23 protein-coding genes, 1 tRNA gene and 1 pseudogene are annotated in these 24,394 nt (G+C 65.3%); 18 read left to right on the top strand and 7 right to left on the bottom strand.

The features are described 5' to 3' along the window. Positions 1-121 (top strand): hypothetical protein (locus Q0044_RS13930; protein ID WP_298163052.1); only part of this gene is annotated, 121 nt, incomplete at its 5' end. Between the two features lie 43 nt (positions 122-164). Here the strand turns inward: Q0044_RS13930 and Q0044_RS13925 are convergent. Beyond that, positions 165-587 carry an AraC family transcriptional regulator gene (locus tag Q0044_RS13925; RefSeq protein ID WP_298163048.1) on the bottom strand — a complete coding sequence of 141 codons (423 nt, stop codon included), beginning with the start codon at positions 585-587 and terminating at the stop codon, positions 165-167. Positions 588-774: 187 nt separating this feature from the next. After that, positions 775-954, bottom strand: a pseudogene (locus Q0044_RS13920) (helix-turn-helix domain-containing protein); the annotation flags it as partial. 320 nt (positions 955-1,274) lie between these two features. Between Q0044_RS13920 and egtB the strand changes: the two are divergent. Next, positions 1,275-3,434 carry an ergothioneine biosynthesis protein EgtB gene (egtB, locus tag Q0044_RS13915; RefSeq protein WP_298163047.1) on the top strand — a complete coding sequence of 720 codons (2,160 nt, stop codon included), beginning with the start codon at positions 1,275-1,277 and terminating at the stop codon, positions 3,432-3,434. 333 nt (positions 3,435-3,767) lie between these two features. On the opposite strand, the gene Q0044_RS13910 is transcribed toward egtB, so the two are convergent. Together Q0044_RS13910 and Q0044_RS13905 are read right to left on the bottom strand one after the other, a co-directional pair. Then, positions 3,768-4,004 carry a con-10 family general stress protein gene (locus tag Q0044_RS13910; RefSeq protein ID WP_298163046.1) on the bottom strand — a complete coding sequence of 79 codons (237 nt, stop codon included), beginning with the start codon at positions 4,002-4,004 and terminating at the stop codon, positions 3,768-3,770. Between the two features lie 96 nt (positions 4,005-4,100). After that, entirely contained in the window at positions 4,101-4,247 is a 147-nt protein-coding gene (locus Q0044_RS13905; protein ID WP_298163045.1) for a hypothetical protein, read from the bottom strand. Between the two features lie 97 nt (positions 4,248-4,344). Between Q0044_RS13905 and Q0044_RS13900 the strand changes: the two genes are divergently transcribed. Then, the gene (locus tag Q0044_RS13900) at positions 4,345-4,638 is read left to right on the top strand and encodes a hypothetical protein (RefSeq protein WP_298163044.1); all 294 of its coding nucleotides are present in this window, start codon (positions 4,345-4,347) and stop codon (positions 4,636-4,638) included. 4 nt (positions 4,639-4,642) lie between these two features. Here the strand turns inward: Q0044_RS13900 and Q0044_RS13895 are convergent, their stop codons facing one another. Further along, positions 4,643-5,356, bottom strand: a complete 714-nt coding sequence (locus tag Q0044_RS13895) for an MBL fold metallo-hydrolase (RefSeq protein ID WP_298163043.1) — start codon at positions 5,354-5,356, stop codon at positions 4,643-4,645. A 179-nt stretch (positions 5,357-5,535) separates the two neighbouring features. On the opposite strand from Q0044_RS13895, the gene tig reads away from it, so the two are divergent. From tig to Q0044_RS13875, 4 genes are all read left to right on the top strand, one after another. Continuing rightward, the gene (tig, locus tag Q0044_RS13890) at positions 5,536-6,879 is read left to right on the top strand and encodes a trigger factor (RefSeq protein ID WP_298163041.1); all 1,344 of its coding nucleotides are present in this window, start codon (positions 5,536-5,538) and stop codon (positions 6,877-6,879) included. A gap of 62 nt (positions 6,880-6,941) precedes the next feature. Further along, entirely contained in the window at positions 6,942-7,844 is a 903-nt protein-coding gene (locus Q0044_RS13885) for a hypothetical protein (RefSeq protein WP_298163040.1), read from the top strand. A 112-nt stretch (positions 7,845-7,956) separates the two neighbouring features. Continuing rightward, positions 7,957-8,598 (top strand): ATP-dependent Clp protease proteolytic subunit, encoded by a 642-nt coding sequence (locus Q0044_RS13880; RefSeq protein ID WP_298163039.1) that lies wholly within the window; start codon positions 7,957-7,959, stop codon positions 8,596-8,598. Between the two features lie 77 nt (positions 8,599-8,675). Next, positions 8,676-8,996 carry a hypothetical protein gene (locus Q0044_RS13875; protein ID WP_298163038.1) on the top strand — a complete coding sequence of 107 codons (321 nt, stop codon included), beginning with the start codon at positions 8,676-8,678 and terminating at the stop codon, positions 8,994-8,996. Here Q0044_RS13875 and Q0044_RS13870 read toward each other — a convergent pair. Next, complete coding sequence (locus Q0044_RS13870) at positions 8,993-9,649, bottom strand: HAD-IB family hydrolase (protein WP_298163037.1); 657 nt, start codon at positions 9,647-9,649, stop codon at positions 8,993-8,995. The two genes, Q0044_RS13875 and Q0044_RS13870, sit on opposite strands and share 4 nt — an antisense overlap. Positions 9,650-9,835: 186 nt before the next feature. On the opposite strand from Q0044_RS13870, the gene clpX reads away from it, so the two are divergent. From clpX to Q0044_RS13840, 6 genes are all read left to right on the top strand, one after another. Further along, positions 9,836-11,101, top strand: coding sequence for an ATP-dependent Clp protease ATP-binding subunit ClpX (gene clpX / locus Q0044_RS13865; protein ID WP_298163036.1), 1,266 nt, complete (start codon positions 9,836-9,838; stop codon positions 11,099-11,101). Positions 11,102-11,171: 70 nt separating this feature from the next. After that, a complete protein-coding gene (locus tag Q0044_RS13860; RefSeq protein ID WP_298163035.1) occupies positions 11,172-11,735 on the top strand; it encodes a cupin domain-containing protein in 564 nt (187 codons plus the stop codon). 22 nt (positions 11,736-11,757) lie between these two features. Further along, positions 11,758-12,606, top strand: coding sequence for an AraC family transcriptional regulator (locus Q0044_RS13855; RefSeq protein ID WP_298163033.1), 849 nt, complete (start codon positions 11,758-11,760; stop codon positions 12,604-12,606). A gap of 180 nt (positions 12,607-12,786) precedes the next feature. After that, positions 12,787-15,189, top strand: coding sequence for an endopeptidase La (gene lon / locus Q0044_RS13850; protein ID WP_298163032.1), 2,403 nt, complete (start codon positions 12,787-12,789; stop codon positions 15,187-15,189). 98 nt (positions 15,190-15,287) lie between these two features. Beyond that, positions 15,288-15,364, top strand: a tRNA-Val gene (locus tag Q0044_RS13845). 80 nt (positions 15,365-15,444) lie between these two features. Beyond that, positions 15,445-15,813, top strand: a complete 369-nt coding sequence (locus tag Q0044_RS13840) for a hypothetical protein (protein ID WP_298163030.1) — start codon at positions 15,445-15,447, stop codon at positions 15,811-15,813. Positions 15,814-15,819: 6 nt separating this feature from the next. Here Q0044_RS13840 and Q0044_RS13835 read toward each other — a convergent pair whose 3' ends face one another. Further along, positions 15,820-19,023 (bottom strand): autotransporter outer membrane beta-barrel domain-containing protein, encoded by a 3,204-nt coding sequence (locus tag Q0044_RS13835; RefSeq protein WP_298163028.1) that lies wholly within the window; start codon positions 19,021-19,023, stop codon positions 15,820-15,822. Positions 19,024-19,220: 197 nt separating this feature from the next. Here Q0044_RS13835 and Q0044_RS13830 point away from each other — a divergent pair, with 197 nt between their 5' ends. From Q0044_RS13830 to Q0044_RS13810, 5 genes are all read left to right on the top strand, one after another. After that, positions 19,221-20,117, top strand: coding sequence for an SPFH domain-containing protein (locus Q0044_RS13830; RefSeq protein ID WP_298163026.1), 897 nt, complete (start codon positions 19,221-19,223; stop codon positions 20,115-20,117). Positions 20,118-20,147: 30 nt separating this feature from the next. Beyond that, positions 20,148-20,303 (top strand): type II toxin-antitoxin system antitoxin, encoded by a 156-nt coding sequence (locus tag Q0044_RS13825; protein ID WP_298163025.1) that lies wholly within the window; start codon positions 20,148-20,150, stop codon positions 20,301-20,303. Positions 20,304-20,415: 112 nt separating this feature from the next. Continuing rightward, positions 20,416-21,666: a glycosyltransferase gene (locus Q0044_RS13820; RefSeq protein ID WP_298163024.1), complete on the top strand. Its 1,251-nt coding sequence runs from the start codon at positions 20,416-20,418 to the stop codon at positions 21,664-21,666. 348 nt (positions 21,667-22,014) lie between these two features. Further along, the gene (locus Q0044_RS13815; RefSeq protein WP_298163023.1) at positions 22,015-23,040 is read left to right on the top strand and encodes an NAD-dependent epimerase/dehydratase family protein; all 1,026 of its coding nucleotides are present in this window, start codon (positions 22,015-22,017) and stop codon (positions 23,038-23,040) included. Positions 23,041-23,092: 52 nt separating this feature from the next. Then, positions 23,093-24,250, top strand: coding sequence for a glycosyltransferase (locus Q0044_RS13810; protein ID WP_298163021.1), 1,158 nt, complete (start codon positions 23,093-23,095; stop codon positions 24,248-24,250). The last annotated feature ends 144 nt before the right edge of the window (positions 24,251-24,394 follow it).

Below are 24,394 nucleotides of genomic sequence, written 5' to 3'. Positions count from 1 at the left end.
TCTGGCCGAGATGTATGCAGCCGTCCGAACTCTTCGCCTCGCGGACGGTCCGGACGAGGTCCACAATCGCGCCATTGCCCGGCTGGAGTATGCCAAGCACGGGGGCCGGCCGGTTCGCTGAGTGGGGGCCTCTGCCCCCGTGACCTGCGGGGGCGGAAGCTGTCCTACTTCAACGGCAGGTGCAGTTCCGCCGCCGTGCCCAGTTCGGGTTCGTCCAGAAAGAAGCGCTGGCAGTAGATGGGGAAGTCGCGCATCTCCTCGCCGCTGGGCGGCAGCCAGTCTCGGTAAAGATAGAGGGCGGCGGGCTCCAGGTTGTGGGTGTCGCCGGTCACGCGGAGCACAGCGCAGCGACCGCCCGGAATCTCGCCTTCCCTGACCGTCTCGTCGGCGGGATCGATAAATTGGTCCGCATCGATGCCGACGCAGAGCTCCATGCGATAGTCGGCGGGGTTCGTCGGCCGCCGCTCAGTGTGCCAGATATTGAAGACCGGATGGGTCTTGGGCGACATCCCGGCGGCTTTGCGCCAGGCGATGAATTTCTGGATGGTGACGTCGAGGGTCTCGGGATTGCCCCGATGTTCGAACATCGCCACGCGGGTCGGCGCCACCATCGCGGATGGTCACCTGATCGGGTGTGAAAGTCGGCTGCATGATCCTGCTCCTGGCTGAGTTGAGCGGCCCGAAGGCCGCAAGCCACGGCTCCCAGTCGGGAGATTTCCGGAAACGCGACGGCGACTGCGCGAACGTCTGCCGAAAGGCGCGGGCGAAGGCGTCGGGCGTCTCGTAGCGGGCGTCCAGGGCGATGTCGGTGATGCTCCGCCCCTGGCCATCGGCCAGCCGTTTCGAGGCCTGCCGCATGCGGGCCAACTGGACATATTGGTGCGGGGACACCCCGAAGGTGGCCTTGAAGTGCCGGTGGAAATGGAATTTGGAAAACGCCGCGACGCCGCTCATCGCCTCCAGGTCCAGATCGCCCTCCAGATGCCGGTCGATGTGATCCAGCCCCCTCAGCATCCGGGCATGGTATTGGTGGAGCGCCGTCGTCATCGTCCTCATCCGTCGTGGCGGTCGCGGTATGGCGCGTGCGGCCGCTGCGCGCTCGACCGACCTTGCGGTTCGGGGCAGGGTTCAACGTCGTCTGCTGCCACCACGCTGTCAGCATGCGCGCGGCCGGGCGTGTAACCTCTTCTTGAAGGCAACGAAACCGGAACCGATGTGTTAGCCCGACGCGAACGACCCAAGGGGGGCCGTCTTGCGCCGCTGGAGCCTGTCTGATGAAAGCAACTGCGCGAGCCGCCTCGCCCGGGGCGGATGATCTGGGGCGTTATCGCTCCATCCGCGCGACCATGCCCGCCCTGGCGGCGACGCTTTCGGCCGAGGATCTGGCGGCGCAGTCGATGCCCGACGCCAGTCCGGGCAAATGGCATCTGGCCCACACCAGCTGGTTCTTCGAGGCGATGATCCTGGCGACCCAGCCGGGATACGAACCCGTCGATTCGCGTCTGCAGCAGCTGTTCAACTCCTATTACGAGAGCCTCGGGCGGCGGGTGGAACGGCCCGAGCGCGGCCTGATGACGCGCCCGTCGCTGGACGAGGTCCTGGCCTATCGCGCCGAGATCGACCGGCGGATGGCCGAACGCATTGCGCGCGGCTTTGACGATCCGCTGGCCGCCTATCTGTTTGTCCTCGGTCTGCAGCACGACCAGCAGCATCAGGAGCTCTTCCTGATGGACCTGCTGAACCTGATGTCGCGCTCGCCGCTGGATCCGGCGGCCTATGCTGTCGAGCCGCGCCCGGGCGGGCCATTGCAGCCGGGGCGGGGCGGTCAGACCCGGTTCGAGGGCGGTCTCGTCGACATCGGCCACGACGGCGCGGGCTTCGCCTTCGACAACGAGGGGCCGCGCCATCGGGTCTGGCTGGAGCCCTTCCTGCTGGACCACGACCTTGTCACCAACGGTCAGTGGCTGGCGTTCATGGCGGACGGCGGATACCGCAGGCCCGAGCTCTGGCTGGCGGACGGCTGGGCTGTGGTGAAGGCCGAGGGTTGGGCGGCGCCGCTCTACTGGCGGCAGGACGACGACGAATGGACGGTTCTGGGACTCGGCGGGCGGGCGCCGGTCGATCCGGACGTCCCGGTGCGTCACATCAGCGCCTATGAGGCTGATGCCTACGCCCACTGGGCCGGCAAGCGGCTGCCGACTGAGGCCGAATGGGAGAGCGCGGTCGCAACGGCCCCGGACGTCTTCTCCAACCTGTTCAATGAGGTCTGGCAGCACACCGCCAGCGCCTATTCCCCCTATCCCGGCTTCAGGCCGACCGAGGGAACGGCGTCGGAGTACAACGGGAAATTCATGGCGAACCAACGGGTTCTGCGCGGGGGCTCATTCGCCACGCCGGCCGGCCACGCCCGCGCTACCTATCGAAACTTCTTTTATCCGCATCAGCGCTGGGCCTTCATGGGGCTGCGGCTGGCCTCCGACGCTCCGGCGGGAGAGCGGGTGCGGATCGAGGATCTGGAGACCGCGCGGTTCCGTGCCGAACTGGTCGCCGGCCTGTCGCGACCGGAGAAGTCGGTGTCGCCCAAATGGTTCTATGACGCCGCGGGGTCGGACCTGTTCGAGGACATCACCCGCCTGCCCGAATACTATCCGACGCGGCAGGAGGCCGGCCTGCTGCGGGTCATGGCTCCCGGATTGACCGAACATTTCGGCGACGACGCCGTCCTGGTCGAATTCGGGTCCGGCGCCAGCGAGAAGACGCGCATCCTGCTGGACTCGGCTCCGACCCTGCAGGCCTATGTCCCGATCGACATCAGCCCCGACGCTCTCAACGCCGCCGCGGCGGCCATCGCGGAGGCGTATCCGCACCTCGAGGTGGCCCCGATGGTCGGCGACTTCCTCAATCTGGCGCCCCTGCCGGAACTGGGGCGCGGCCGTCGGATCGGCTTCTTCCCGGGTTCGACGATCGGCAATCTGGAGCCGGATCAGGCCGTGGCCTTCCTGGCCAATGCCCGGGACCGACTGGGGCCGTCCTCTCTGTTCATCCTCGGCGTCGACCTGGTCAAGGATCCGGCCGTGCTGGTCGCCGCCTATGACGATGCCCAGGGCGTGACGGCGGCGTTCAACAGGAACCTTCTGGTCAGGGCGAACCGGGACCTGGGCGCCGACTTCGACCTCGACGCCTTCGAACACCTGGCGATCTGGAACGTGGAGCGGTCCCGTATGGAGATGCACCTGCGCGCCACACGCGACATGGAGGTCCGGATCGGCGGAGTGGTGATCGCGTTTGCGGCGGGCGATACCATCCATACCGAGAGCTCGCGCAAGTTCACGCGGGGCTCCGTGACGGCGATGGCCGAGGCCGCGGGCTGGCGGGTGGTGTCTTTCGAGCAGAGTCCTGATCCATCGGTGGCCCTGGTTCTGCTCGCGGCCTGACACTGATCCGCAGGGCCCGGCATTCCGTCAGTGCGCCGGATCGCGTCGAAGATAATTTTTCTTGCGACATCGAAATCGCGATCTGGCCAGCTGTGGCGGGCATAGACGCGGTCCGGATGCGCCCTCGTCCGGCGCGGGTGTAAGCTACTGCCTCTCGTTTCGTGGAGAGGGCGAGCCGAATTTTCGTCCGTTTCGTCCGTTTCGTCAGGGTGTTTTTTGTCCGGACGGACGGACGAACCTGAGAGGGGCGTCGGACTGCCGACAGGTCGGTCGGCCAACAAAAAGGGCGGCCGGTTCGCACCGGCCGCCCTCATCGTTGTCCCGGCCCGGACGCTATTCGGCCTGGCCTTCAGCCTCGGTGTCCTCGTCGGGGCGACGCGAACCGTGCGAGGCTTCGCCGCCCTTCCGGCCGGCCTGGGCGGCCAGACTGCGGTCCTGGGAGAAGCTGCGCTTTTCGCTGGGGACGCTGGCGCCGCCCTTGCGCGCGATCTCCCGCTGTCGCTCCGGGTCCATCGAGGCGAAGCCCCGTTTGGAAACTCCGGAGGGACGGTTGGGCTGACCTTGGGCCATGCGAGGCTCCCTTTCGACTTTATGCTGGCGGTTGCAGAGGGAAACCCCGAAGGCCGGTGGCGGTTCCGAACAACCGGGATTTCAACAGTGTGCGAATCAGTCAGCGCCTGGTCTGTCGACCTCTCCATCAGTGTCGCCGGGCTGGGGCGGCACCTCGTCGGGCGTGCCTGCGGGATCGATTTCAGGTTGCGGCGACGGTGTCATCGGCGGGGTGATTTCGGGCTGCGGCGTGGGGTCGGTCATGGGGCTGGCTTTCCTGTGTGGACGGGTGTCACAGACCGGAACTGTCACGGGCCGCCCGGGTTCACTCATCCGGATCACAAAACCCGAGGAGTTTCCGATGACGGACATCAATCCCGCCGCCCTCAGCCCCGAGGACATTGTCGACGAGAGCGACCGGCAGCGAGCCCGCCTGGACCGCGCCGGCGACCGCTGGATGGCCGAAGCAGAGGGTCGCACCTTCGCCCGCGACGCGGGTGTTCGTCAGGCGCTCCGATCCGATCTCCAGACCGGTCGTGACCGGGCGCGTGAACAGGCGGCCCTGATCAGGTCGCGGATCGAGGAAAGGCCGATGAAGGCCACGGTCCTTGCGCTGGGAGTCGGCGTCCTGATCGGCCTCCTGCTGCGCCGCTGAGGCGTCAGGCCGGTCCTGACGCCGGCCTGACCAGCGGCGTCCGGGCCACCGCGGCATCAGACACATAGGGATTGGTCCGGCGCTCCTCCCCGAAGGTCGAGATCGGACCGTGCCCCGGGACGAAGGTCACGTCGTCTCCGAGAGGCCAGAGCCTGGTCACGATCGAGCGGATCAGGGCGGACGGGTCGCTGCGCGGGAAATCCGTGCGCCCCACCGACCCCTTGAACAGGACGTCGCCGACCTGGGCGAAGCGGGAGGCCCGGTTGAAGAAGATCACATGGCCGGGCGTGTGCCCGGGGCAGTGCGCCACCTCCCAGGTCGTCTCGCCCAAGGTCACGGCATCGCCGTCGTCCAGCCAGCGCGTCGGGACGAAGGTGCGGGCGTCGGGAATGCCCCAGCGCTGGCCGTGCTCGGGCAGATCCGCGATCCAGAACTGATCTTCCGGGTGCGGGCCGATGATCGGCGCCCCCGACTTCTCCGCCATCTCCGCCGCACCCGCGGCATGATCGAGATGACCGTGGGTGATCCAGATCTGGTCGAGGGTCAGGCCGCGGCGCGCCACCTCGGCGATGATCTGGTCCACCGAACCGCCCGGATCGATCACGGCCGCCTTGAGGGTAGCAGTGCACCAGACAGTGGTGCAGTTCTGCTGCAACGGGGTCACCGGCGTCACGAACACGCCGACGGGGGAGGGGGCCTGGGAGGCGGACTGGGTCATTCCTCCGACATAGCGAGCCTGTGCGTCCGGTCAAACAGCCTCCGCGTTGACCTTTGGAGCCCATCTCGACATAAGGGCGGGCTTCGAGGCGCCGCTCCGGAAGGGGCGGCCCTTTCTGCATTTCCCATCTTCGCGTGCGCCGACCTTCCGGCGCCGCCCCAGAGCGTCAGATACGTCCCATGCAAGTCGTCCAAAACACCACCGAAGGCCTGAGCCGCGTCATCACCGTGACTGTGCCGGTCGCCGAACTGAACGCAAAGCTGGACGCCAAACTGGCCGAGATGGCCCCGAAGATGAAGCTGAAGGGCTTCCGTCCCGGCAAGGTGCCCGCCTCGCACGTCAAGAAAACCTTCGGCCGCGACATGATGGGCGAGATCGTCAACGACGCGATCAATCAGTCGAGCCAGGCCGCCCTGGACGAGATCAAGGTGCGTCCGGCCGCCCCGGCCGACATGAAGCTGACCTCGGACATGGAAAAGGTCCTGGCCGGTTCCGACGATCTGGCGTTCGAGATGGCCCTGGAAGTCATGCCGGACTTCACCCCGGTCGACCCCAAGACCCTGAAGCTGGACCGTCCGGTGTATGAAGCGTCGGACGAGGACCTCGACGAGGCCCTGAAGGAACTTGCCGGTCAGGCCAAGTCCTATGAGGACAAGAAGGGTAAGGCCGTGAAGGCCGCCGACGGCGACCAGGTCACGATCGACTACCTCGGCAAGCTGGACGGCGTCGCCTTCGACGGCGGCACCGCCGAAGACGCCGACCTGGTCATCGGCTCGAACCGCTTCATTCCCGGCTTCGAGGAGCAGCTCAAGGGCGCCAAGGTTGGCGAAGAGAAGACCATCGAGGTCACCTTCCCCGAGAACTACCAGGCCGCCAATCTGGCCGGTAAACTGGCGACCTTCGACATCAAGGTGAAGGCCATCAAGGCCGAGGCTGAAAGCGTCGTCGACGATGAGTTCGCCAAGCGCATTGGTCTCGAGTCCCTGGACAAGCTGAAGGACCTGCTGCGTCAGAACCTGAACCAGCAGTATGCCGGCGCCGCCCGCTTCAAGCAGAAGCGCGCCCTGCTGGACCAGCTGGATACGGCCCACAGCTTCGACCTGCCGCCAAAGATGGTCGAGGCCGAGTTCGACGGCATATGGAAACAGGTTGAGGCCGACAAGGAAGCCGGCAACCTGACGACGGAAGACGCCAAGAAGTCCGAGAAGACGCTCAAGGAAGAGTACCGCAAGATCGCCGAGCGCCGCGTCCGCCTGGGCCTGGTGCTCGCTGAAATCGGCCGGACCAATAACGTCGGCGTGACGGATCAGGAACTGAACCAGGCGATCATGGCAGAGGCCCGCAACTATCCGGGCCAGGAGCGTATGGTGCTGGACTTCTACCGCCAGAACCCGAACGCCGCCGCCCAGATGCGTGCCCCGATCTATGAGGAGAAGGTCGTCGACCTGATCTTCGATCAGGCCACGGTGACCGATACGCCGATCACCAAGGAAGAGCTGCTCAAGGAAGAAGACGAGGAGTAATCCTTGCACGCGCGACCGGCGGATCGGTAGCGTCTCTGCGCGTATAGGTAGTGAGGTTTCGCGTGCTGGTATCGGCTCTCTCGATCGCTCTGATGCTTGCGGGGGCCGGGACCCCGCAGGCGCAGGGGCAGGACTCTTCAACGGCATTGCCGACGATTGAGGTCCAGGGGCAGCGGCGCACGGCCTATGAAGCCGCTCGCGCCTTCACCAATGAAATTCTGGTCATGCCGCCCCGGCGCGGCATTGCCCGCTGGCGCACGACCGACGCGATCTGTCCGGGCGTCGTGAACATGCAGCGGGAGGTGGCGCAGGCCCTGGTCGACCGTATCGTCGACCGGGTGATCGAACTTGGCCTGCAGGCCGGCGAGCCCGGTTGCAAGGCCAATGTGATCATCGTCGGCACCGACGACGGGGCGGCCATGGCCAGCAGTCTCATCGAGGCCCGACCGAGGGCCTACATTACGGGGATCGCAGGGACTTCGCTGACCTACCGCGCCCTGAATGCCTTCCGCACCTCCGACGCCCCTGTGCGCTGGTGGATGCTCACCCTGCCGCTCGATGCCCGAACCGGCGAACTGACCGTTCGAATTCCAGGCCAGGAGCCGCAGCGGCGCGCCATTGACGGCGCCAGCCGGCTGCGCACCCAGGACATCAACGCCATCTCTCGGGTCATGGTCATCGTCGACGTGAACCGCATCGGCACGGTCGATGTCAGACAGCTCGGCGACTATATCGCCATGGTCAGCATGGCCCAGGTCGATCCCGAATCTGACGTCTCAAGCTTTGAATCCGTCCTGAACCTTTTTGACGACCCGGGCGGCGTCCCGGGCATGAGTGACTGGGATCTGCTCTATCTGCGCGAACTCTATTCCGCAGAGCTGAGCGCTCTGCAGGTCTCGCGTCAGGTCGGCGCGATCGCCGGCGGCATGGCCCGCCAGGACGATGAGGATCAGGGCGAACAGTAGGGATTGAGCGGGTTTCCAGACCACGCCCGCTTGTATCGCTTGCGCCGGACCGCAATATGAGACCGGAACCGCGATCGACCTGAGTCGCGGGCCCCTGCATCAGCGAGATTCCATGCGCGACCCGATCGACTACATTTCCTCGAACCTCGTTCCCATGGTGGTGGAGCAGTCCAGCCGTGGCGAGCGGGCCTTCGACATCTTCTCCCGCCTGCTGCGCGAGCGGATCATCTTCCTGACCGGCCCGTTCGAGGACGGGATGGCCAGCCTGATCTGCGCCCAGCTGCTGTTCCTGGAATCGGAAAATCCGAAGAAGGAAATCAGCATGTACATCAACAGCCCCGGCGGCCAGGTGACCTCGGCGCTCGCGATCTACGACACCATGCAATACATCAAGTCGCCGGTCTCGACGGTGGTCATGGGCATGGCTGCGTCGGCCGGCTCGCTGATCCTCACGGCCGGCGAGGCGGGCCAGCGTATCGCCCTGCCGAACGCCCGCGTCATGGTGCACCAGCCCTCGGGCGGCTTCCGGGGCACGGCTTCGGACATCGAGCGTCACGCCGAGGATATCATCGCCACCAAGCGCCGCCTGAACGAGATCTACGTCCACCACACCGGCCGGACCTATGAGGAAGTCGAGCGCACCCTGGACCGCGATCACTTCATGACTGCCGAGGAAGCCAAGGCCTGGGGCATCGTCGACCACGTCTACGACAAGCGCACCGAGGCCGAGGCCGACGGCATCAAGACCGTCTGATCGAACCCGCCGACGATTGAACAGGGAAGGGCGCGTCGGGATCGGCGCGCCCTTTTCGTTTGTGCTATCAGCGCCCCATGCAGCACACGCGAGACCTCAAAGGCGTCGTCCAGGTCGACGGCGAAGACTATGAATGGGAGGTCCGCCGCCAGCCCCAGCGGACCACGGGCAACAATTGGGACGGCATCGGCATCGCCCTGAAGCTGGTCGAGGGCCAGCGTGAAGCCATCGTCCTGTTCCCCATGGTGATGCGCGCCAACGGCACGCCGAATTTCGAACGCCAGCGGATCAATATCGAGAGCGTCAGGAACGCCGTCGCATCCGCCATCGCAGCCGGCTGGGACCCGACTTCGCGCGGCAAGGCCGTGGTCTTCGATGTGGACGCGAACGGCCACTAGATCCGCGCGGGGCGTCCCTTGAACACGCGGAAGCCCGGCAGTTCCGCGATCGCGAGCATTTCGGTGTCGCCCGACGTATCGCCATAGGCCGCCGCCAGCTTCAGATCGGGACCAAAGGCCTCGTGCAGGCGGCGCACCTTCTCCTCGCCGCGACAGTTGGGACTGGAGAAGGCGCCGGTGATCCGGTCCTGGTCGTCGAAGGTCAGATGGGTTCCCAGAAGATCCTCCGCACCAAGTCGTCGGGCGAACGGAGCCACGGTGATCTCGGGCGATGCGGTCACGATCACGCGATGAGCGCCCCTGCTTCCCCAGTCATCCCAGACCTTGAGCGCGTCGGGCCGCATGAATTTGTCCCAGTTCGCATCGGCGAACCGGGCGGCGTCTGCCTCAAGCGCGGTCCGGGTCACGCCTTTCAGGAAGACCTTCACTGATGCGGCCTTGATCGCCCCCCGGTCCCGATCCCGCGCATAGGCTGTCGTGGCCTTGCCCATCCTGACCAGTCCAAGCGCCCAGCCGCCTGCGCCCGCCCGCCAGCGCAGGAACTGGGTGAAGCTGTCGCGAACCGTCAGAGTACCGTCGAAATCGAACGCGACGATGGGCCGCGCAGGGTCATCGGACTGGCGAAAGCCCGCCGTGGCGCCCATGTCACCCATTCGCCGTGATCTCCATCCAGCCTGAACAGTCCACGTGAGTCGCACTTCGCCGGTCGTCGGCGGGGTTGTGGCGAGCGTTCGGATGGGTGATTGTCATTTTTTGAATATCTTCGCGTCCATAGTGGTGGAATCAACGCGTGGAAAGCGCGCCCGTCTCCCAGAACGGCGCGAGAGTGAGAAGGGTCTATGACCAAAGCAGCCGGCACCGACGCCAAGTCGACGCTCTATTGCTCGTTCTGCGGCAAGAGCCAGCACGAGGTGCGCAAGCTCATCGCCGGACCGACCGTGTTCATCTGCGATGAATGCGTCGAACTGTGCATGGATATCATCCGCGAAGAGCACAAGATCGGCTTCGTGAAATCCAAGGACGGCGTTCCCACGCCGAAGGAAATCCGCGAAGTCCTCGACGACTATGTGATCGGCCAGAGCCACGCCAAGAAGGTGCTCTCGGTCGCAGTCCATAACCATTACAAGCGCCTGAACCACGCGACGAAGAACAACGACGTCGAGTTGGCCAAGTCGAACATCATGCTGATCGGGCCCACGGGCTCGGGCAAGACGCTGCTGGCACAGACGCTGGCCCGCATCATCGACGTGCCCTTCACCATGGCTGACGCCACCACCCTGACCGAAGCCGGTTATGTGGGCGAGGACGTCGAGAACATCATCCTGAAGCTGCTCCAGGCCTCCGACTACAACGTCGAGCGGGCCCAGCGCGGCATCGTCTACATCGACGAGATCGACAAGATCTCGCGCAAGTCCGACAATCCCTCGATTACCCGCGACGTCTCGGGCGAGGGCGTGCAGCAGGCCCTGCTGAAGATCATGGAAGGCACGGTCGCCTCCGTGCCGCCCCAGGGCGGCCGCAAGCACCCGCAGCAGGAGTTCCTGCAGGTCGACACGGCCAACATCCTGTTCATCGTCGGCGGCGCCTTCGCCGGGCTGGAGAAGGTTATCTCGGCGCGCGGAGCGGGCGCCTCGATCGGCTTCGGCGCCAAGGTGTCGAACGTCGACGAACGCCGCACCGGCGACATCCTGAAGGGCGTCGAGCCCGACGACCTGATGCGGTTCGGCCTGATCCCGGAGTTCATCGGCCGTCTGCCGGTTCTGGCGACGCTGGAAGACCTGGATGAAACAGCCCTGGTCACCATCCTGACCGAGCCGAAGAACGCCCTGGTCAAGCAGTACAGGCGACTGTTCGAGATGGAGAACGTCAATCTGACGTTCACCGACGACGCTCTTAATGCCATCGCCAAGAAGGCCATCACGCGCAAGACCGGCGCGCGCGGCCTGCGTTCCATCCTGGAAGGCATCCTGCTGGAGACGATGTTCGAACTGCCGACCTTCGAGGGCGTCGAGGAAGTCGTCGTCAATGCCGAGGTCATCGACGGCAAGGCCCAGCCCCTTCTGATCTACGCCGAGAAGAAAAAGGCGGCCGACGGAGCCGCCTGACGTCCGATCCTTACCAACCGGTCTTCCGGACCGGGTCTAGACTTTCCGCCACCAACAGATGGAGGCGGACATGGATCGTAGACAGTTTTCGGCATTGCTGGTGGGCGGGGCTGTCGGCTCGGCGGGCGTCTCCGCGGCAGATGCACGCGAAGATGCCGGCAAGGGGTTCGTCACCGCTGCCGGAGAGGGGCGGTTTCGCGAGCGGACCCGCCTTTTCGGCGGCACCAGTCCGAACGACATCAAGGTGTCGGGGCGCGACACCGGCGGGCGACTGGCTGTCTTTGAGTACGTCGGCCACGTCCCGGGCGGCCCGCCTCTGCACGTCCATCCCGATCAGGACGAAATGTTCTATATCCACGGTGGCGACTATCTGTTCCAGGTCGGAACCGAGCGGCGGCGTCTGCGGGCGGGCGATACGATCTTTCTGCCGCGAGGGGAGCCCCACACCTTCGCCCAGTTGAGCGACATCGGCCGGATGCTGTTCATGTTCACCCCGGCGGGCGACATGGAGAATTTCTTCCGCGCCATGGCAGAGCTGGCCGGCCCGCCGTCGGAGGCCGAAGAGGCGGCGCTCTTCGCCGCCCACGGCATGAGGCGGCTTGGACCGGGGCTCGATCCGATCGAAGGTGTTTGACCAAGGTCGAAAGGACATCACCGTGAAGCCAGTGTTTCGGGACGCGCTGCCTGCGCCGGCCCTTCGGGGTTGGGTCAGCCGTTACCAGATCATTCAACTGGATTTCCGCTCGGTCGCGGCGGCGCCGGCTAAGGCCTATTGGCCACGTCCCGCCTGCGCGCTGGCCTTCTATCCGCGCGACCCGGAGATCGTGAGCCGCCCGAGTGCGGGCTTGTCGGTGACCAAGCCCAGAGCGGTCCTGATCGGACAGGCGACGGCGATGGAGTACCGTTGCGGCGGACGGGATTTCTGCGTCTTCCAGGTCGAATTCAGGCCGGGAGCCCTTTTTCGTCTGACGGGCGGTCTCAGGTCGGTAGAGCTGACCGATGGCTTCGTAGATGCCGAAGTCGTGCTGGGCCGGGACGTGGCATCCGCCGCATCGGCGCTGTCGGCCGTTGATACCGCTGACGCCATGGTTCCGATTGTAGATGAATTGATGTCCCGGCTTGTCGCGCGAGCGGAACAACGACGACGCATCGATGGGCACGCGGCCGATTGGGCGGCCCATCAGCTGGGTGTGGGGGCGACGGGATCGTTGTCTCGACTGGCGGATCGAGCCGGTTTGAGCACTCGCCAACTTCACCGCAGTTTCCTCGACCGGATCGGCGTCGAGCCCAGCGTTTTCGGGCGGATCGCACGCTTCGATCGCCTGTTACGGGCCCGCAATACGCACCACGACTGGGACTGGCTCAGCCTGGCGCTGGACGCCGGCTATCATGATCACCGTCACATGGCCCGGGATTTTCAGGCATTCACCGGCCTGAGCCCGAGCGCCTTCTACCGGCAGGAACTGGAGGCGCCCGAAAGACATTTCGGGCACCTCGAGATGTGAATCGCCCCCCAGCCCGGACGTCAGACCCGTTCGCCAGCGCACCGCTTGAACCCGGGGGCCAAGGGGCCACATACTCACTCGAACGCCGTCGGAATCGACGGGCCTCTCCAGGGTGTCGCTGCATATCGCGGGACGTCGGGGGCGGCGGGCCGGAGATCGTCAATGGCCCAGGAGCGCATAATGTCCGAGAGTAAAATTCTGCCCGTCCTGCCTCTGCGGGACATCGTCGTCTTTCCCCATATGGTCGTGCCGCTCTTCGTAGGGCGCGAGAAATCCGTGCGGGCGCTCGACGAGATCATGAAGGGTGAAAAGCAGATCCTGCTGGCCACCCAGAAGAACAGTGTCGACGACGATCCGTCGCCGGACGCCATCTATCCGGTCGGCGTGCTCGCCACCGTGCTGCAACTGTTGAAACTGCCCGATGGCACCGTGAAGGTCCTGGTCGAAGGCAAGGGCCGCGCGCGCCTGACCCGGTTCACCGATCGCGCGGACTATTTCGAGGCCGAGGCGGTGGAGATCGAGGACGACCTGGGCGAGCCGGCCCAGGCCGAGGCCCTGCTGCGCGCCGTGGTCGAACAGTTCGAGAGCTATGTGAAGCTGAACAAGAAGGTGCCGCCCGAGGCGCTGTCTTCCATTCCCCAGATCACTGACGCCTCGAAACTGGCCGACAGCGTTGCAGCCCATCTGTCGGTCAAGATCGCCGACAAACAGGCCCTGCTGGAAACCATCGCGGTCCCCGCCCGCCTGGAGAAGGTCTACGGCCTCATGGAAGGCGAGATCTCCGTCCTGCAGGTCGAGAAGAAGATCCGCTCGCGCGTGAAGCGCCAGATGGAGAAGACCCAGCGCGAATACTATCTGAACGAGCAGATGAAGGCGATCCAGCGCGAGCTGGGTGAGACCGACGACGCGCGCGACGAGATCATGGAGCTGGAGAAGCGCATCCGTAAGACGCGCCTGTCCAAGGAAGCCCGCACCAAGGCCGAGGCCGAGGTCAAGAAGCTGCGCAACATGAGCCCGATGTCGGCCGAGTCGACGGTGGTCCGGAACTACCTCGACTGGCTGCTATCCATCCCGTGGGGCAAGACCAAGCAAAAGCCGATCGACCTGAACAAGGCCGAGGCCATCCTCGAGGAGGACCACTACGGTCTCGAGAAGGTCAAGGAACGCATCATCGAGTATCTGGCGGTGCAGGCGCGCACCAACAGCCTCAAGGGCCCGATCCTGTGCCTCGTCGGCCCTCCGGGCGTCGGCAAGACCTCGCTGGCCAAGTCGATCGCCAAGGCGACCGGGCGGGAATACGTCCGCATGTCTCTGGGCGGTATGCGCGACGAGGCCGAGATCCGCGGTCACCGCCGCACCTACATCGGGTCGATGCCGGGCAAGATCATCCAGTCGATGAAGAAGGTGAAGACGACCAACGCCTTCATCCTGCTGGACGAGATCGACAAGCTGGGGGCCGACTGGCGCGGGGACCCGTCCTCGGCGCTGCTGGAGGTGCTGGATCCGGCACAGAACAACGCGTTCGGCGACCACTATCTGGAGGTCGACTACGACCTGTCGAACATCATGTTCGTCACCACCGCCAATAGCTTGAACATGCCCCAGCCCCTGATCGACCGGATGGAGATCATCCGGGTCTCGGGCTACACCGAGGACGAGAAGGTCGAGATCGCCAAGCGTCACGTCCTGCCCAAGGTCACGACCGACAACGGCCTGACGCCGGCCGAGTTCGTGGTGCCCGACGAGCAGATCCGCAACCTGATCCGCTACTACACCCGCGAAGCCGGTGTGCGGTCGCTGGAACGGGCCCTGGGCGGCCTGGCCCGCAAGGCCGTGCGCGAGATGTCCAAGCAGAACCTGCTCTCCATCACCGTCGACGAGGCCAAACTGGCCGAGTACGCGGGGGTGAAGAAGTTCCGTTATGGTGAGACGGATGAGGAGGATCAGGTCGGAATCGTCACCGGCCTGGCCTGGACCGAGTTCGGCGGCGACATCCTGACCATCGAGGCGATCAAGATGCCGGGCCGCGGTCGCATGACCGTCACGGGCAACCTGAAGGACGTGATGAAGGAGTCCATCTCCGCCGCCGCCTCCTACGTCCGGGCGCGCTCGCTCAGCTTCGGCGTCAAGCCGCCGGTGTTCGAGAAGACCGACATCCACGTCCACGTGCCGGACGGCGCCACGCCCAAGGACGGGCCGTCCGCCGGCGTCGCCATGACCGTGGCCATGGTCTCGGTCCTGACGGGCGTGCCGATCCGCAAGGACATCGCCATGACCGGCGAGATCACCCTGCGCGGCCGCGTCACCGCCATCGGCGGCCTGAAGGAGAAGCTGCTCGCGGCCCTGCGCTCCGGCGTGAAGACCGTGCTGATCCCGCAGGAGAACGAAAAGGATCTCGCCGACGTGCCGGACAATGTGAAGGGCGCGCTGGAGATCATCCCGATCTCTACAGCGGACGAGGCCCTGAAATGGGCCCTGACCGGCTCCCTGACCGCCGTGGAGTGGGATGAGGTGGCGGAGCCGCTGAACCCCGCTCCGCAGGCCCCTCCGGCCCCCGACGGATCGACCGTCGTCAGCCACTGACCGGAACAGCCTCCCCGCCCACCGGCGGGGAGGTTTTCTTTGAGCTGAAGCGGCTTGAACCGACGAGCGTGTGAGGGCACAACCCGCGTCCGTGGTGAGGGCGGCTAGCTCAGCTGGTCAGAGCATCTCGTTTACACCGAGAGGGTCGGCGGTTCGAACCCGTCGCCGCCTACCACCCCTTCGCTGGTTGACCGAACGCTGTTTTCATCCTCTTCTTTCCGCGCGCTGTCGTGCGCAAGTGGGAAGGGGACTGTGATGATCCATCTGGTTGCGGCAATGACGCTGATCGGCGCCGATGAACCGGCGACGCCGCCGCTCGATCCGTCGTGTTTCGCTGCGGTCGCATGGGTCGTAGATCCGGCGGCCGAACCCATTCAGATCTTCGGCTGTCGCGAGAGCAAGGACATTCCTGCTCCCAACGCTCAGGGCTGGGTGACCTATGAGCCCACAGACGGTGGCTTCGTCTGGGGCAGGCTGGATTCCATCAGCCCGTCGGGCGAGTGGAAATTCCACGTCATGTACAACGGAGGCGGCTCCGGCAATTTCGAGTACATCGTCACCGGCGAGCCTGACATGAACGGCATCATCCAGTCGCCCAAGGTCGAGGCCCTTCCGGGCGACTGACCCCTATCAGAACCGGAAGCTCGCCCGCAGCAGCAGGGTGTAGCGGACGTAGTCCTCGATCATTTCGGCATCGGCGCTGATCGAGATCTTGCCGAGATCGTTGCCGACGCTGAGGTGGAAGCCCGCGATCGGGCCTCCGCCTTCGATCGAGTCCGGCGTCAGGGTGAATTGCGAGCCGCCCGAGGCGAAGCGGGCGATGGTCTCGCCCGGATCGACCGAGAAGTTCTGGCGCCAGCCGAGGCGGACCTCGGGACGGATCCAGCCGTTCTCGCCGAAGCCGTAGCCGATGTTCACGGCGGCGACACCGGAGAACATGTGGCCGTTGCGGTCTTCGATGTTCAGGTTGAAGCCGGGTTCGACGCCCTCCTCGGTATGGGCGTCCTCGTTCAGCGAGAAGTACTCGGCATAGGCTTCCGGGCGGATGCTCAGGCGACCGAAATTGCGCTCGTAGGAAGCGCCGCCGCCCAGCGACAGGGTGAACCCGTTCCAGCTGGAGGTGTTGATGAGGTTGATGTTCTGGGTCACCAGCTGGCGCGTCGAGTCGAAGGTGGCGTAGCCGCCCGCAGCGCGCGCCCAGGTGCTCCAGGCCTGGCCCTGGGCCCGCCAGTAGAGACCCAGCTCGACCAGGTTGGCCGACAGGATTTCCTCGGCCTCCGCTTCGGGATCCTCGATATCCGATGAGGTAAAGGCGAGGGAGACGCCGACGGCGCCGAGGCCCGTGCCTCTTTCGACGCCGCCGGCGACGCCGAAGCCCTCGGACCGGAAGCCGTAGGTGTCGGTCTTGTCCTTGTCGGCGTAAAAATTGATTTCCTGCAGCCAGGCGCTGGTCTCGCCCGGTTCGACCGTGGCGTTGCGGCCGGTCAGGGCGCGGGTGACGGCGTCGACGCCCGAGGCCAGCGAGAGCAGCGGTCCGCCCGAGTGGTCCGGCAGAAGCTGCTCATAAAGCTCAATGAAGCCTTCACGGCCGGTCTGGGAGATGAAGGCGTTGCGGAGCGCCGTGCTGGAGCTGAGTGCGCCATAGAAGGAATCGAAGATCTGGGCTTCGACCGGGATCAGGCTGGCCTCGGCCGCCGTGCGGCGACGGGCATCGATATAGACGTCGCCAGCCGCAACATCGGCGCCGGCGCTGACCACGTACAGATAGGGCGAGTTGGCCTGTACGGCGGTCTGGTCGATCGTCCCGATGGTCAGGGTATTGGCGTCGATGACGGTGAAACGCTGGGGGCCGGTGATCAGGGAGTTAAACCGCACGCCGAGGCCCGCCCCGGTCGCGAGACTGGCCGCTCCGTTGACGCGGAACCCGGCGTTGGTCGAGGTCGCAGGATCGACCGTAACGATCAGATCGCCGGCTGCGCCGACGTTCAGGCTGGTCACGTTCGTGCGGGTCAACTGGCGCGCATCCAGCGTGCCGTTGGTCACATTGATGTCCAGGCGGCCGTCGCTGTCGGTGATCGCGCCGGTCAGTATGCCGCCACCCGTGATGTTCAGCCGGTCTGCGCCCGCGCCGAACGACACGTCGCTGTTCATGAAGCCGTTTTCCAGGCTGATCAGGTCCGCGCCCGATCCGAAGCGGATGGCTCCGACAAGAGCCGGCTCGTTCGAGTCGGTGACCCCGTCGCCGTCGGTGTCGGGATCGCTGGTGGAGGGCGTGCTCGTCTCGCCGTACTGGCGATAGGTGACGCCGGTGGTGTTGGCCGAGACGTCGATGGCCGTGACCGTGCCGGTGAGCGGATCGCCGGCCGCATTGGCGAGCAGCGACACCTGGATGGCGCCTGCGTTGTTGATCGACCTGAGAGTGCCGGACAGATCGCGAATGCCTGTGACGTTCGACACGCCCCCGCCTGCCGTGGCGAGGATCGACCCGTTATTGAAGATGTTGGGCAGGTTCGCACCGGCCGCGATGTCGATACCGATCGCCGGAGAGTTCGCAAGCGTGCTCGAAACACCCGCCGTGATGTTCGAGATGTTGTCGAACCGGTTTGTGGTGACCCCGGCCCTGATCGAGACGGCCGTCGCGCCTCCGTTGCGGCCGATCGCGGTGATTGCGCCCTCGTTGCGAACGCCGCCGTTGATGGTCACGCTCTGGCCGCCGGCGACGCCGAGCTGCATGCCCAGGCCGTTGACGTTGTTGTAGACGCCGTCGGCGTTGATCGTGCCCCGGTTGATCAGGCCGTAGTTGGTAGTCGCCGTGGTTCCAGCGACACCGAGGGTGACGCTGCGAGTGCTCGAACCGACGGTCAGGGCCGCGCCCCCGCCGTAACTGTTGATAACGGAGTTGCTCTCGGACGCATCGGCGACGCCGTCCCCGTCCTCATCGGTCGTGGTGGTGTTGCCCGTCACGTCGGTGATCAGATCGGCGGGGCGGATATCCAGGACCACGCCGCCGGCGACATTGCCGCCGATGACGACGGCTGAACCACCCTGAAGCAGGTCGTCGGCATCGAGCAGCGCCAGGGCGGTGTCGCCGGGGCGGGTCGTATAGCGATAGCCGGTTGCGGCGATGTCGCCCTGGAGCGTCAGACGTCCGCCGATGTCGCCCTGGATGTTGACGGCGTTGGCGCCAAGGCCCTGTGCCGTGATGGGGCCGCCCAGATTGACCGCGCCCGAAACGTTGCCCGCCTGGGAGTAGGCGATCGCATTGTCGCCGACTGCGCGTAGCGAGCCGTAGGTGGTGACGTTGCCGGTCAGGGCGCGTTCGATCGAGATGGCGCGTGCGTTGGCGCCCTCGGCCAGGATGGCGCCGGTGTTCTCGACCAGGATATTGCCGGTCAGGGCTGTCGTGCCGACCAGGCGCAGTCCGTATCGATTGGCGCCGGCCGCGATCGGACCGTCCAGATCGCCGTCGTTGTCCGAGTCGGTGTAGGTATCGATGTTGTCCTGGACCGAGATGGTCCCGCCGATGATGATGTTGGCAGCCGTGGCGCTGGGCCCGACCAGGATCGCGGTCGATCCATCGGCCGAACTGGCCATGGTGATGTTGGTGCCGCTGTCCAGATCGATGTTGTTGTTGGAATCGACCGTGATCGCCGCGCCGGTGTTCACGGCGATGGAGCCGCCTGTTCCGATACGGATGTCGTCGCGTGCCGTACCGGTCGCGAGAGAGGTGACGATGGGCGTCGTGCGGGCGGTCGAAATCACGACCTCGGCATGCGCTCCTGCGGCCATCATGAGAGGGGCAAGCGCTACCGCGGTCGCAAGCAGTCTACGCATTCGGAAATTCACCCCAAGTGGACACGCGCACGGGCGCCGGGCGCCTTCTAACAGGGGCGTCGCGACCTGTCTCAAGTTTCGCGAATTTGAGGCGAATGCAAGGCCGAAAGCGATGTGTCGGATGACCGGAGGTCGCCGAAAGCGTTGCAGGGCGCTCTCAAAAGTGATATCACTTTCATATCGAAATGGAGGGCGCGATGACCGACCAACGCACAATCTCACAGGAACGGCCTGCAACGACGACCAACGGCATACTGATGTTGCTGGTCGGTCTTGGGCTGATCATCCTGGGTCCTGTAGGAGTCGCGCAAAGCCCCGATACGGCGCTGTATGTCGTGGGAGGCATCTTCCTCGCCATGGTCGGCCTGTTCCTGCTGTGCGGACTCTATGCGCTGCAGCCGAACGAGGGCGCGGCCATCATGCTGTTCGGCGCCTACCGCGGTACAGACCGGACCACGGGCCTGCGGTGGGTCTTGCCCTGGTACACACGGAAGAAGATTTCGCTCCGCGCGCGGAATGTCACCAGTGACAAGCTGAAGGTGAATGACAAGCGGGGCAGCCCCGTCGAAATCGCCGCCAATGTCGTCTGGCGGGTCGAGGATTCGGCCCAGGCGTTGTTCGACGTCGACGACTACCAGGCCTTCGTGAACATCCAGATCGACACCGGCCTGCGCGATATCGCGTCTCACTACGCCTACGACCACGGCGAGGAGCAGGACGGCGTAGAGCAGGAGCTGACCCTGCGCGCCGACGCAGAGGACGTCGCCGGACGTCTGCGCGATGAGCTGGCCAACCGGGTCCGGGTGGCGGGCGTCGCCATCGATGAGGCGCGGCTGGCTCATCTGGCCTATGCCCCTGAGATCGCCGGAGCCATGCTGCGACGCCAGCAGGCCGAAGCCATCCTGTCGGCGCGCCGCCTGATCGTGCGCGGCGCGGTCGGCATGGTCGAGAGCGCGCTCAAGGATCTGGGCGAGCGGGAGGTTGTTCATCTGGACGAGGACCGGAAGGCCGCCATGGTGTCCAATCTGCTGGTCGTGCTGTGCGCCGACCGCGAGGCCCAGCCTGTCGTCAACACCGGCACCCTCTACGGTTAGGGCGTGGCGAGGGTTCGCAAACCCTTTCTGATGCGCGCGTCTGCGGGCGTGATGACGGCGGTCGAGCGGCTGGCGTCGGCGGAGCTTCGTTCCGTCAACGCCCAGCTGGAGATTCTGCTGAGGGAATCGCTGGAGCGCCGGGGTATCCGCATCCCGCCGCCCGGCGATACCGATGATGAGGCTTGAGCTTCATTGTCGGCGGGCGTAGGGGCGCTTCATGGCCCGGCCCAAACCGTCCGCACGCATCCCTAAGTCCCGGACGCGCGTTCAGCCGCAGCAGTCCCCGGAGCACGACGCCATGAGCATGACGGACCTCGACGTTCACGAAGGTGAGTTGCGGCTCATTCCTGGGTGGGACGAAGAGGTCGCCGAGACGCTCAGAGTTCTGAAGGCTTCCACACAGGATCCGCGCCCCCGCATGGTGGACACGACCATGCTCTATGCGCCGCGCTCCGGCGGCGTGAAGCGCTACCTGTTGTCCAAAAAAGCCTGGCTTGAGGCGAACCGTCCGGGGGTGGCCCACTCCTTGGTCGTGCCGGGCGCCCAGCACAAGGCAGGGCGCGATGGCGTGATCCAGCTGCACGCGACCAAGTTGCCTTTCGGCGACGGCTATCGCTGGCCCAGTTCGGTCAAGCGTTGGGGCGCCTGGGTCGCGTCAATGAAACCTTCGCTGATCGAGGCGGGCGATCCCTATACGCCGGGGCAGGGCGCTCTCGAGGCGGGCCAGAGGGCGGGGTGTCCGGTCGTCGGATTCTGCCACTCAGATCCTGCAGGCCTTGCTGCATTGCATTTCGGCGAATGGGCCAAGAAGCCGGTCGAGAAGCGCTGGGCCCGTCTGTTCGGCCAGTTCGACCGCGTCATCTCGCCGAGCCGTTTCATCGCGCGCCGCCTCGAAGAGGCCGGCATCCGGGACATCGTCATCCGTCCTCTGGGCGTGGAGATCGACACCTTCCGTCCGGATCGCCGCGACCGTGACTGGCTTTTGAAGAAGCTCGGCCTGCCGGCCAGCGCTCGCCTGCTTTGCTTTGCCGGTCGACCGGCGCGCGAGAAAAACATCGACGTCCTGATCGAGGCCGTCCAGAAGCTGGGCGCGCCCTATCACCTCGTACTCGTCGGGGCGGGGCAGGGAATGCCGGCCGAAGATCGCGTCATCGCCCTGCCTTATGAGCGTGATCCGAGGGCCGTCGCCCGGATCATCGCCAGCTGCGACGCCTTCGTGCATGCCAACGACAAGGAGCCGTTTGGCCTGATCGTGCTCGAGGCCATGGCCTGTGGCCGCCCGGTCGTCGGCGTCAACGCCGGCGGGGTGGCCGAGACCGTCAACGACAGCGTGGGCCAACTGTCGCGTAGCGCCGATCCTGACGACTACGCCCAGGCCATTGAGGCCCTTTTCGCTCGCGATATCGAGGCCATCGGGGCAGCGGCGCGGGTCCACACCGTCGAACGGTTCTCCTGGAACCGCGTGTTCGAGGACCTGTGCATGACCTACGGCGAGGTCAGCGGCCGGGCTGAGTTCGTCCAGTCGGGCGACGAACTGGCGGTTCACTAGGCGGCGCGCTGCACGATCAGGACCTGACCTGATCTCCACTGCTCTTCGCCCGCAGTCTGAAAGCAGGCTGCCACCGGCTTCGCACGGGTTGCGCTCGTCCTTGGTTGACGTGTGACTGCTTCAGCAGTCGCCTATCTACCCGGCGGCAAGGCCTTGGCAGTCCGGCGCTTGGTTCATGGTCGGAAGGGCGGCGGAACGTTGTTCCGTGGTCTGAGATAAGTAAACTATTTCAGCGCATTGTCGTTGGTAGAGGGGCGCCGATCTCAGGACCGGAAGAAGGCGCGCCTCGCTCTGCCGTTCTTAGCGACCCGTGATCCATATTCTGTTGCAACGCAACATATTGTCGGTATGTGTTTCCTGAACGCTTTTGATGCGCCCGCCTTTCGCATCGCCTGCGTCAGCGCCGGGGGGAGCATGGACGGGACGATTGTCGTGTTCGGAGGGAGCGGGTTTATCGGGACCCATTTGCTCCGAAGGTTGGCCGTCGATCATCCTGGCGGGCTGGTCAGCGTCGATCGACGCCGACCAGGGACTGAAGTCGCGGGCGTTGACTACGTGGTCGCAGACGTTCGAGATTTGTCACGGCTCGCAATCGAAGGCCCGATTTCGACGATCTACAATCTGGCTGCGGTACACACGACGCCGGGCCATCCCGAACACGAGTACTACGAGACGAACGTCGGGGGCGCGACAGCGATCACCGCGTTCGCTCGACGTTGCGGCGTGCGAGATATCGTCTTTACCAGTTCCATATCGGTCTACGGTCCCGGCGAGGATCCGAAGCTTGAAGGGACGCCGCCGGCTCCCGAGTCCGCCTATGGCTGGTCCAAATGGCTGTCAGAGGCGATCTTCCGCGCCTGGCTGGATGAACAGGACGACCGCCGGCTCGTGATATGCCGTCCCGCCGTCATCTTCGGCGCGGGAGAGGGCGGCAACTTCACCCGCCTGGCGAAGCTGATGCGGGCAGGACTGTTCGTCTATCCGGGCCGAAAGGACACCGTGAAGGCCTGCTTCTACGTGGAGGACCTCGTCGAAGCGCTGCTCTATGCCCATGGCGAGCATGAGAGGTACGTCCTTTTCAACGGCTGCTATCCGGACCGGTATACGCTCGAGCAGATCGTAGAGGCGTTTGCCCCTCATTTCCCGAAGATGCGCACCATGACCCTGCCGCGGGCGGTCGTGAATGCTGCCGCAGCGGTCCTGACGCCGATCTCGGCGCTCAACCTTGGCATCCATCCCGACCGGGTCACCAAGCTCGTACGCTCGACCGACATCCGGCCCGGATGGCTGATGGAGCATGATCGGGCCAGGGAAGGCCAGCTCGCGCCGGCTCTGTCCAGATGGGCGGAACAATCCGGGGGACTATGGGCATGATGCCTCCGCCTGACGGCCGGCTATGCCGCCACAAGAGCGGAGCGGGTTTCGGATGCGGGCCGTCATCATGATGATCGTTCATGTGATGACCCGACTCATGCGCGGCGGCGCGGAAGAGAACACGCTCCGAAGCTGTCGAGCCCAGATGGCAGCAGGGCACCGGGTCGTCCTTGTGCATGGCGCCGAGTATGATCCGGCGGCGCGCGAGGAAGCCGCCGGGGTGGTCGAGGTCCGCACCGTCGAACGCATGTTCCACCGCATCTCGCCTGCGGACGATATCGCTGCCGTTCGCGCGCTTCGTGACCTCTATCGGGAAGTCGGGGCAGACGTCGTCCATACTCACCAGAGCAAGGCCGGCGTCCTCGGGCGGCTTGCGGCCAGGCTGGCCCGGACGCCAACGGTCATTCACGGGATCCACATCCTTCCGTTCGTCAACGTCGGCCCGGTTGAGGAGGCGGTCTACGTCGCGGCCGAATGGATCTGCGCGCCGATCACGCACGGCTTTATCAGCGTCAGCCCGTCGGTTCGCGACGAGTGTGTCAGACGAGGCCTCGGGCGACCCGAAAAGCATTTCGTGGCCATGAGCGCGATGGATGTCGAGCGCTTCAAGACTGCCGCGCCGCCTGCCGACTGGCGAACGCTTCTCGCCTTGGCGCCCGGGCAGGATCAGCCTCCCACGGCCGTCATGCTGGCGACGTTTGAGCCGCGCAAACGGCAGCTTGAGTTCATCAAGGCGGTGCCGGACGCCTTCGCCGGAGTACCGGACTGGCGCATCCTGTTCGCAGGCAGGGGAGAAACCTTGGACGAAGCGCAGGCTTTGGTCGAGGAACTGGGTCTGACCCATCGGATCAGGTTTGCGGGCCATCGCCCTGATCCAGAAGCGATAATTGCGATGGCAGACATCGGAGTCCTGACGTCGCTGAGAGAAGGCCTGCCTCGCGTGCTTGTCCAGTACGCTGCAGCCGGCAAGCCGGCGGTCGTCTCCTGTCTGCCGGGTATCGGGGATGTCGTGACGGATGACGTCAATGCGATCATCACTCCGACGGACGACATAGCCGCAGCCGCCAGGGCGGTTGCCCGGCTACTCGGAGACGTCGTGCTGCGCCAACGCCTGTCGGCGGGAGCCCTGAATGTGGACGTCGACGCCTGGTCTCCGGAACGCATGGATGCGGCCGTGGACGAGGCCTATCGGCGGGTTCGAGCCGCGTGAGCTGACGGCTCTCATGTTCCTGTGGCTGTGCGGCAACTCCTGATACCAATGGTCTTCCGGAATGGAATCTTCGTTGCGCTGCAATATGAGCCGGGGTCTAGATCGGGACAGCGGCGAGCGGGGGTTGAAGTGAGGAGTGATCGC

The sequence above is a fragment of the Brevundimonas sp. genome (assembly GCF_027484365.1).
In the GTDB taxonomy this organism is placed as follows: Bacteria; Pseudomonadota; Alphaproteobacteria; order Caulobacterales; family Caulobacteraceae; genus Brevundimonas.
The sequence above is the reverse complement of the archived record's forward strand: the minus strand, read 5'-3'. Positions and strand labels throughout refer to the sequence as shown.

What these genes read in the sequence shown, in the direction of transcription:
- Q0044_RS13870 (WP_298163037.1), bottom strand. Translation starts at nt 9,649, where the DNA reads ATGGGTGACATGGGCGCCACGGCGGGCTTTCGCCAGTCCGATGACCCT.
- Q0044_RS13925 (WP_298163048.1), bottom strand. Translation starts at nt 587, where the DNA reads ATGTTCGAACATCGGGGCAATCCCGAGACCCTCGACGTCACCATCCAG.
- egtB (WP_298163047.1), top strand. Translation starts at nt 1,275, where the DNA reads ATGAAAGCAACTGCGCGAGCCGCCTCGCCCGGGGCGGATGATCTGGGG.
- Q0044_RS13880 (WP_298163039.1), top strand. Translation starts at nt 7,957, where the DNA reads ATGCGCGACCCGATCGACTACATTTCCTCGAACCTCGTTCCCATGGTG.
- Q0044_RS13825 (WP_298163025.1), top strand. Translation starts at nt 20,148, where the DNA reads ATGCGCGCGTCTGCGGGCGTGATGACGGCGGTCGAGCGGCTGGCGTCG.
- Q0044_RS13860 (WP_298163035.1), top strand. Translation starts at nt 11,172, where the DNA reads ATGGATCGTAGACAGTTTTCGGCATTGCTGGTGGGCGGGGCTGTCGGC.
- Q0044_RS13830 (WP_298163026.1), top strand. Translation starts at nt 19,221, where the DNA reads ATGACCGACCAACGCACAATCTCACAGGAACGGCCTGCAACGACGACC.
- Q0044_RS13900 (WP_298163044.1), top strand. Translation starts at nt 4,345, where the DNA reads ATGACGGACATCAATCCCGCCGCCCTCAGCCCCGAGGACATTGTCGAC.
- Q0044_RS13905 (WP_298163045.1), bottom strand. Translation starts at nt 4,247, where the DNA reads ATGACCGACCCCACGCCGCAGCCCGAAATCACCCCGCCGATGACACCG.
- Q0044_RS13820 (WP_298163024.1), top strand. Translation starts at nt 20,416, where the DNA reads ATGAGCATGACGGACCTCGACGTTCACGAAGGTGAGTTGCGGCTCATT.
- Q0044_RS13835 (WP_298163028.1), bottom strand. Translation starts at nt 19,023, where the DNA reads ATGCGTAGACTGCTTGCGACCGCGGTAGCGCTTGCCCCTCTCATGATG.
- Q0044_RS13910 (WP_298163046.1), bottom strand. Translation starts at nt 4,004, where the DNA reads ATGGCCCAAGGTCAGCCCAACCGTCCCTCCGGAGTTTCCAAACGGGGC.
- Q0044_RS13875 (WP_298163038.1), top strand. Translation starts at nt 8,676, where the DNA reads ATGCAGCACACGCGAGACCTCAAAGGCGTCGTCCAGGTCGACGGCGAA.
- clpX (WP_298163036.1), top strand. Translation starts at nt 9,836, where the DNA reads ATGACCAAAGCAGCCGGCACCGACGCCAAGTCGACGCTCTATTGCTCG.
- Q0044_RS13840 (WP_298163030.1), top strand. Translation starts at nt 15,445, where the DNA reads ATGATCCATCTGGTTGCGGCAATGACGCTGATCGGCGCCGATGAACCG.
- Q0044_RS13815 (WP_298163023.1), top strand. Translation starts at nt 22,015, where the DNA reads ATGTGTTTCCTGAACGCTTTTGATGCGCCCGCCTTTCGCATCGCCTGC.
- Q0044_RS13810 (WP_298163021.1), top strand. Translation starts at nt 23,093, where the DNA reads ATGCGGGCCGTCATCATGATGATCGTTCATGTGATGACCCGACTCATG.
- lon (WP_298163032.1), top strand. Translation starts at nt 12,787, where the DNA reads ATGTCCGAGAGTAAAATTCTGCCCGTCCTGCCTCTGCGGGACATCGTC.
- tig (WP_298163041.1), top strand. Translation starts at nt 5,536, where the DNA reads ATGCAAGTCGTCCAAAACACCACCGAAGGCCTGAGCCGCGTCATCACC.
- Q0044_RS13895 (WP_298163043.1), bottom strand. Translation starts at nt 5,356, where the DNA reads ATGACCCAGTCCGCCTCCCAGGCCCCCTCCCCCGTCGGCGTGTTCGTG.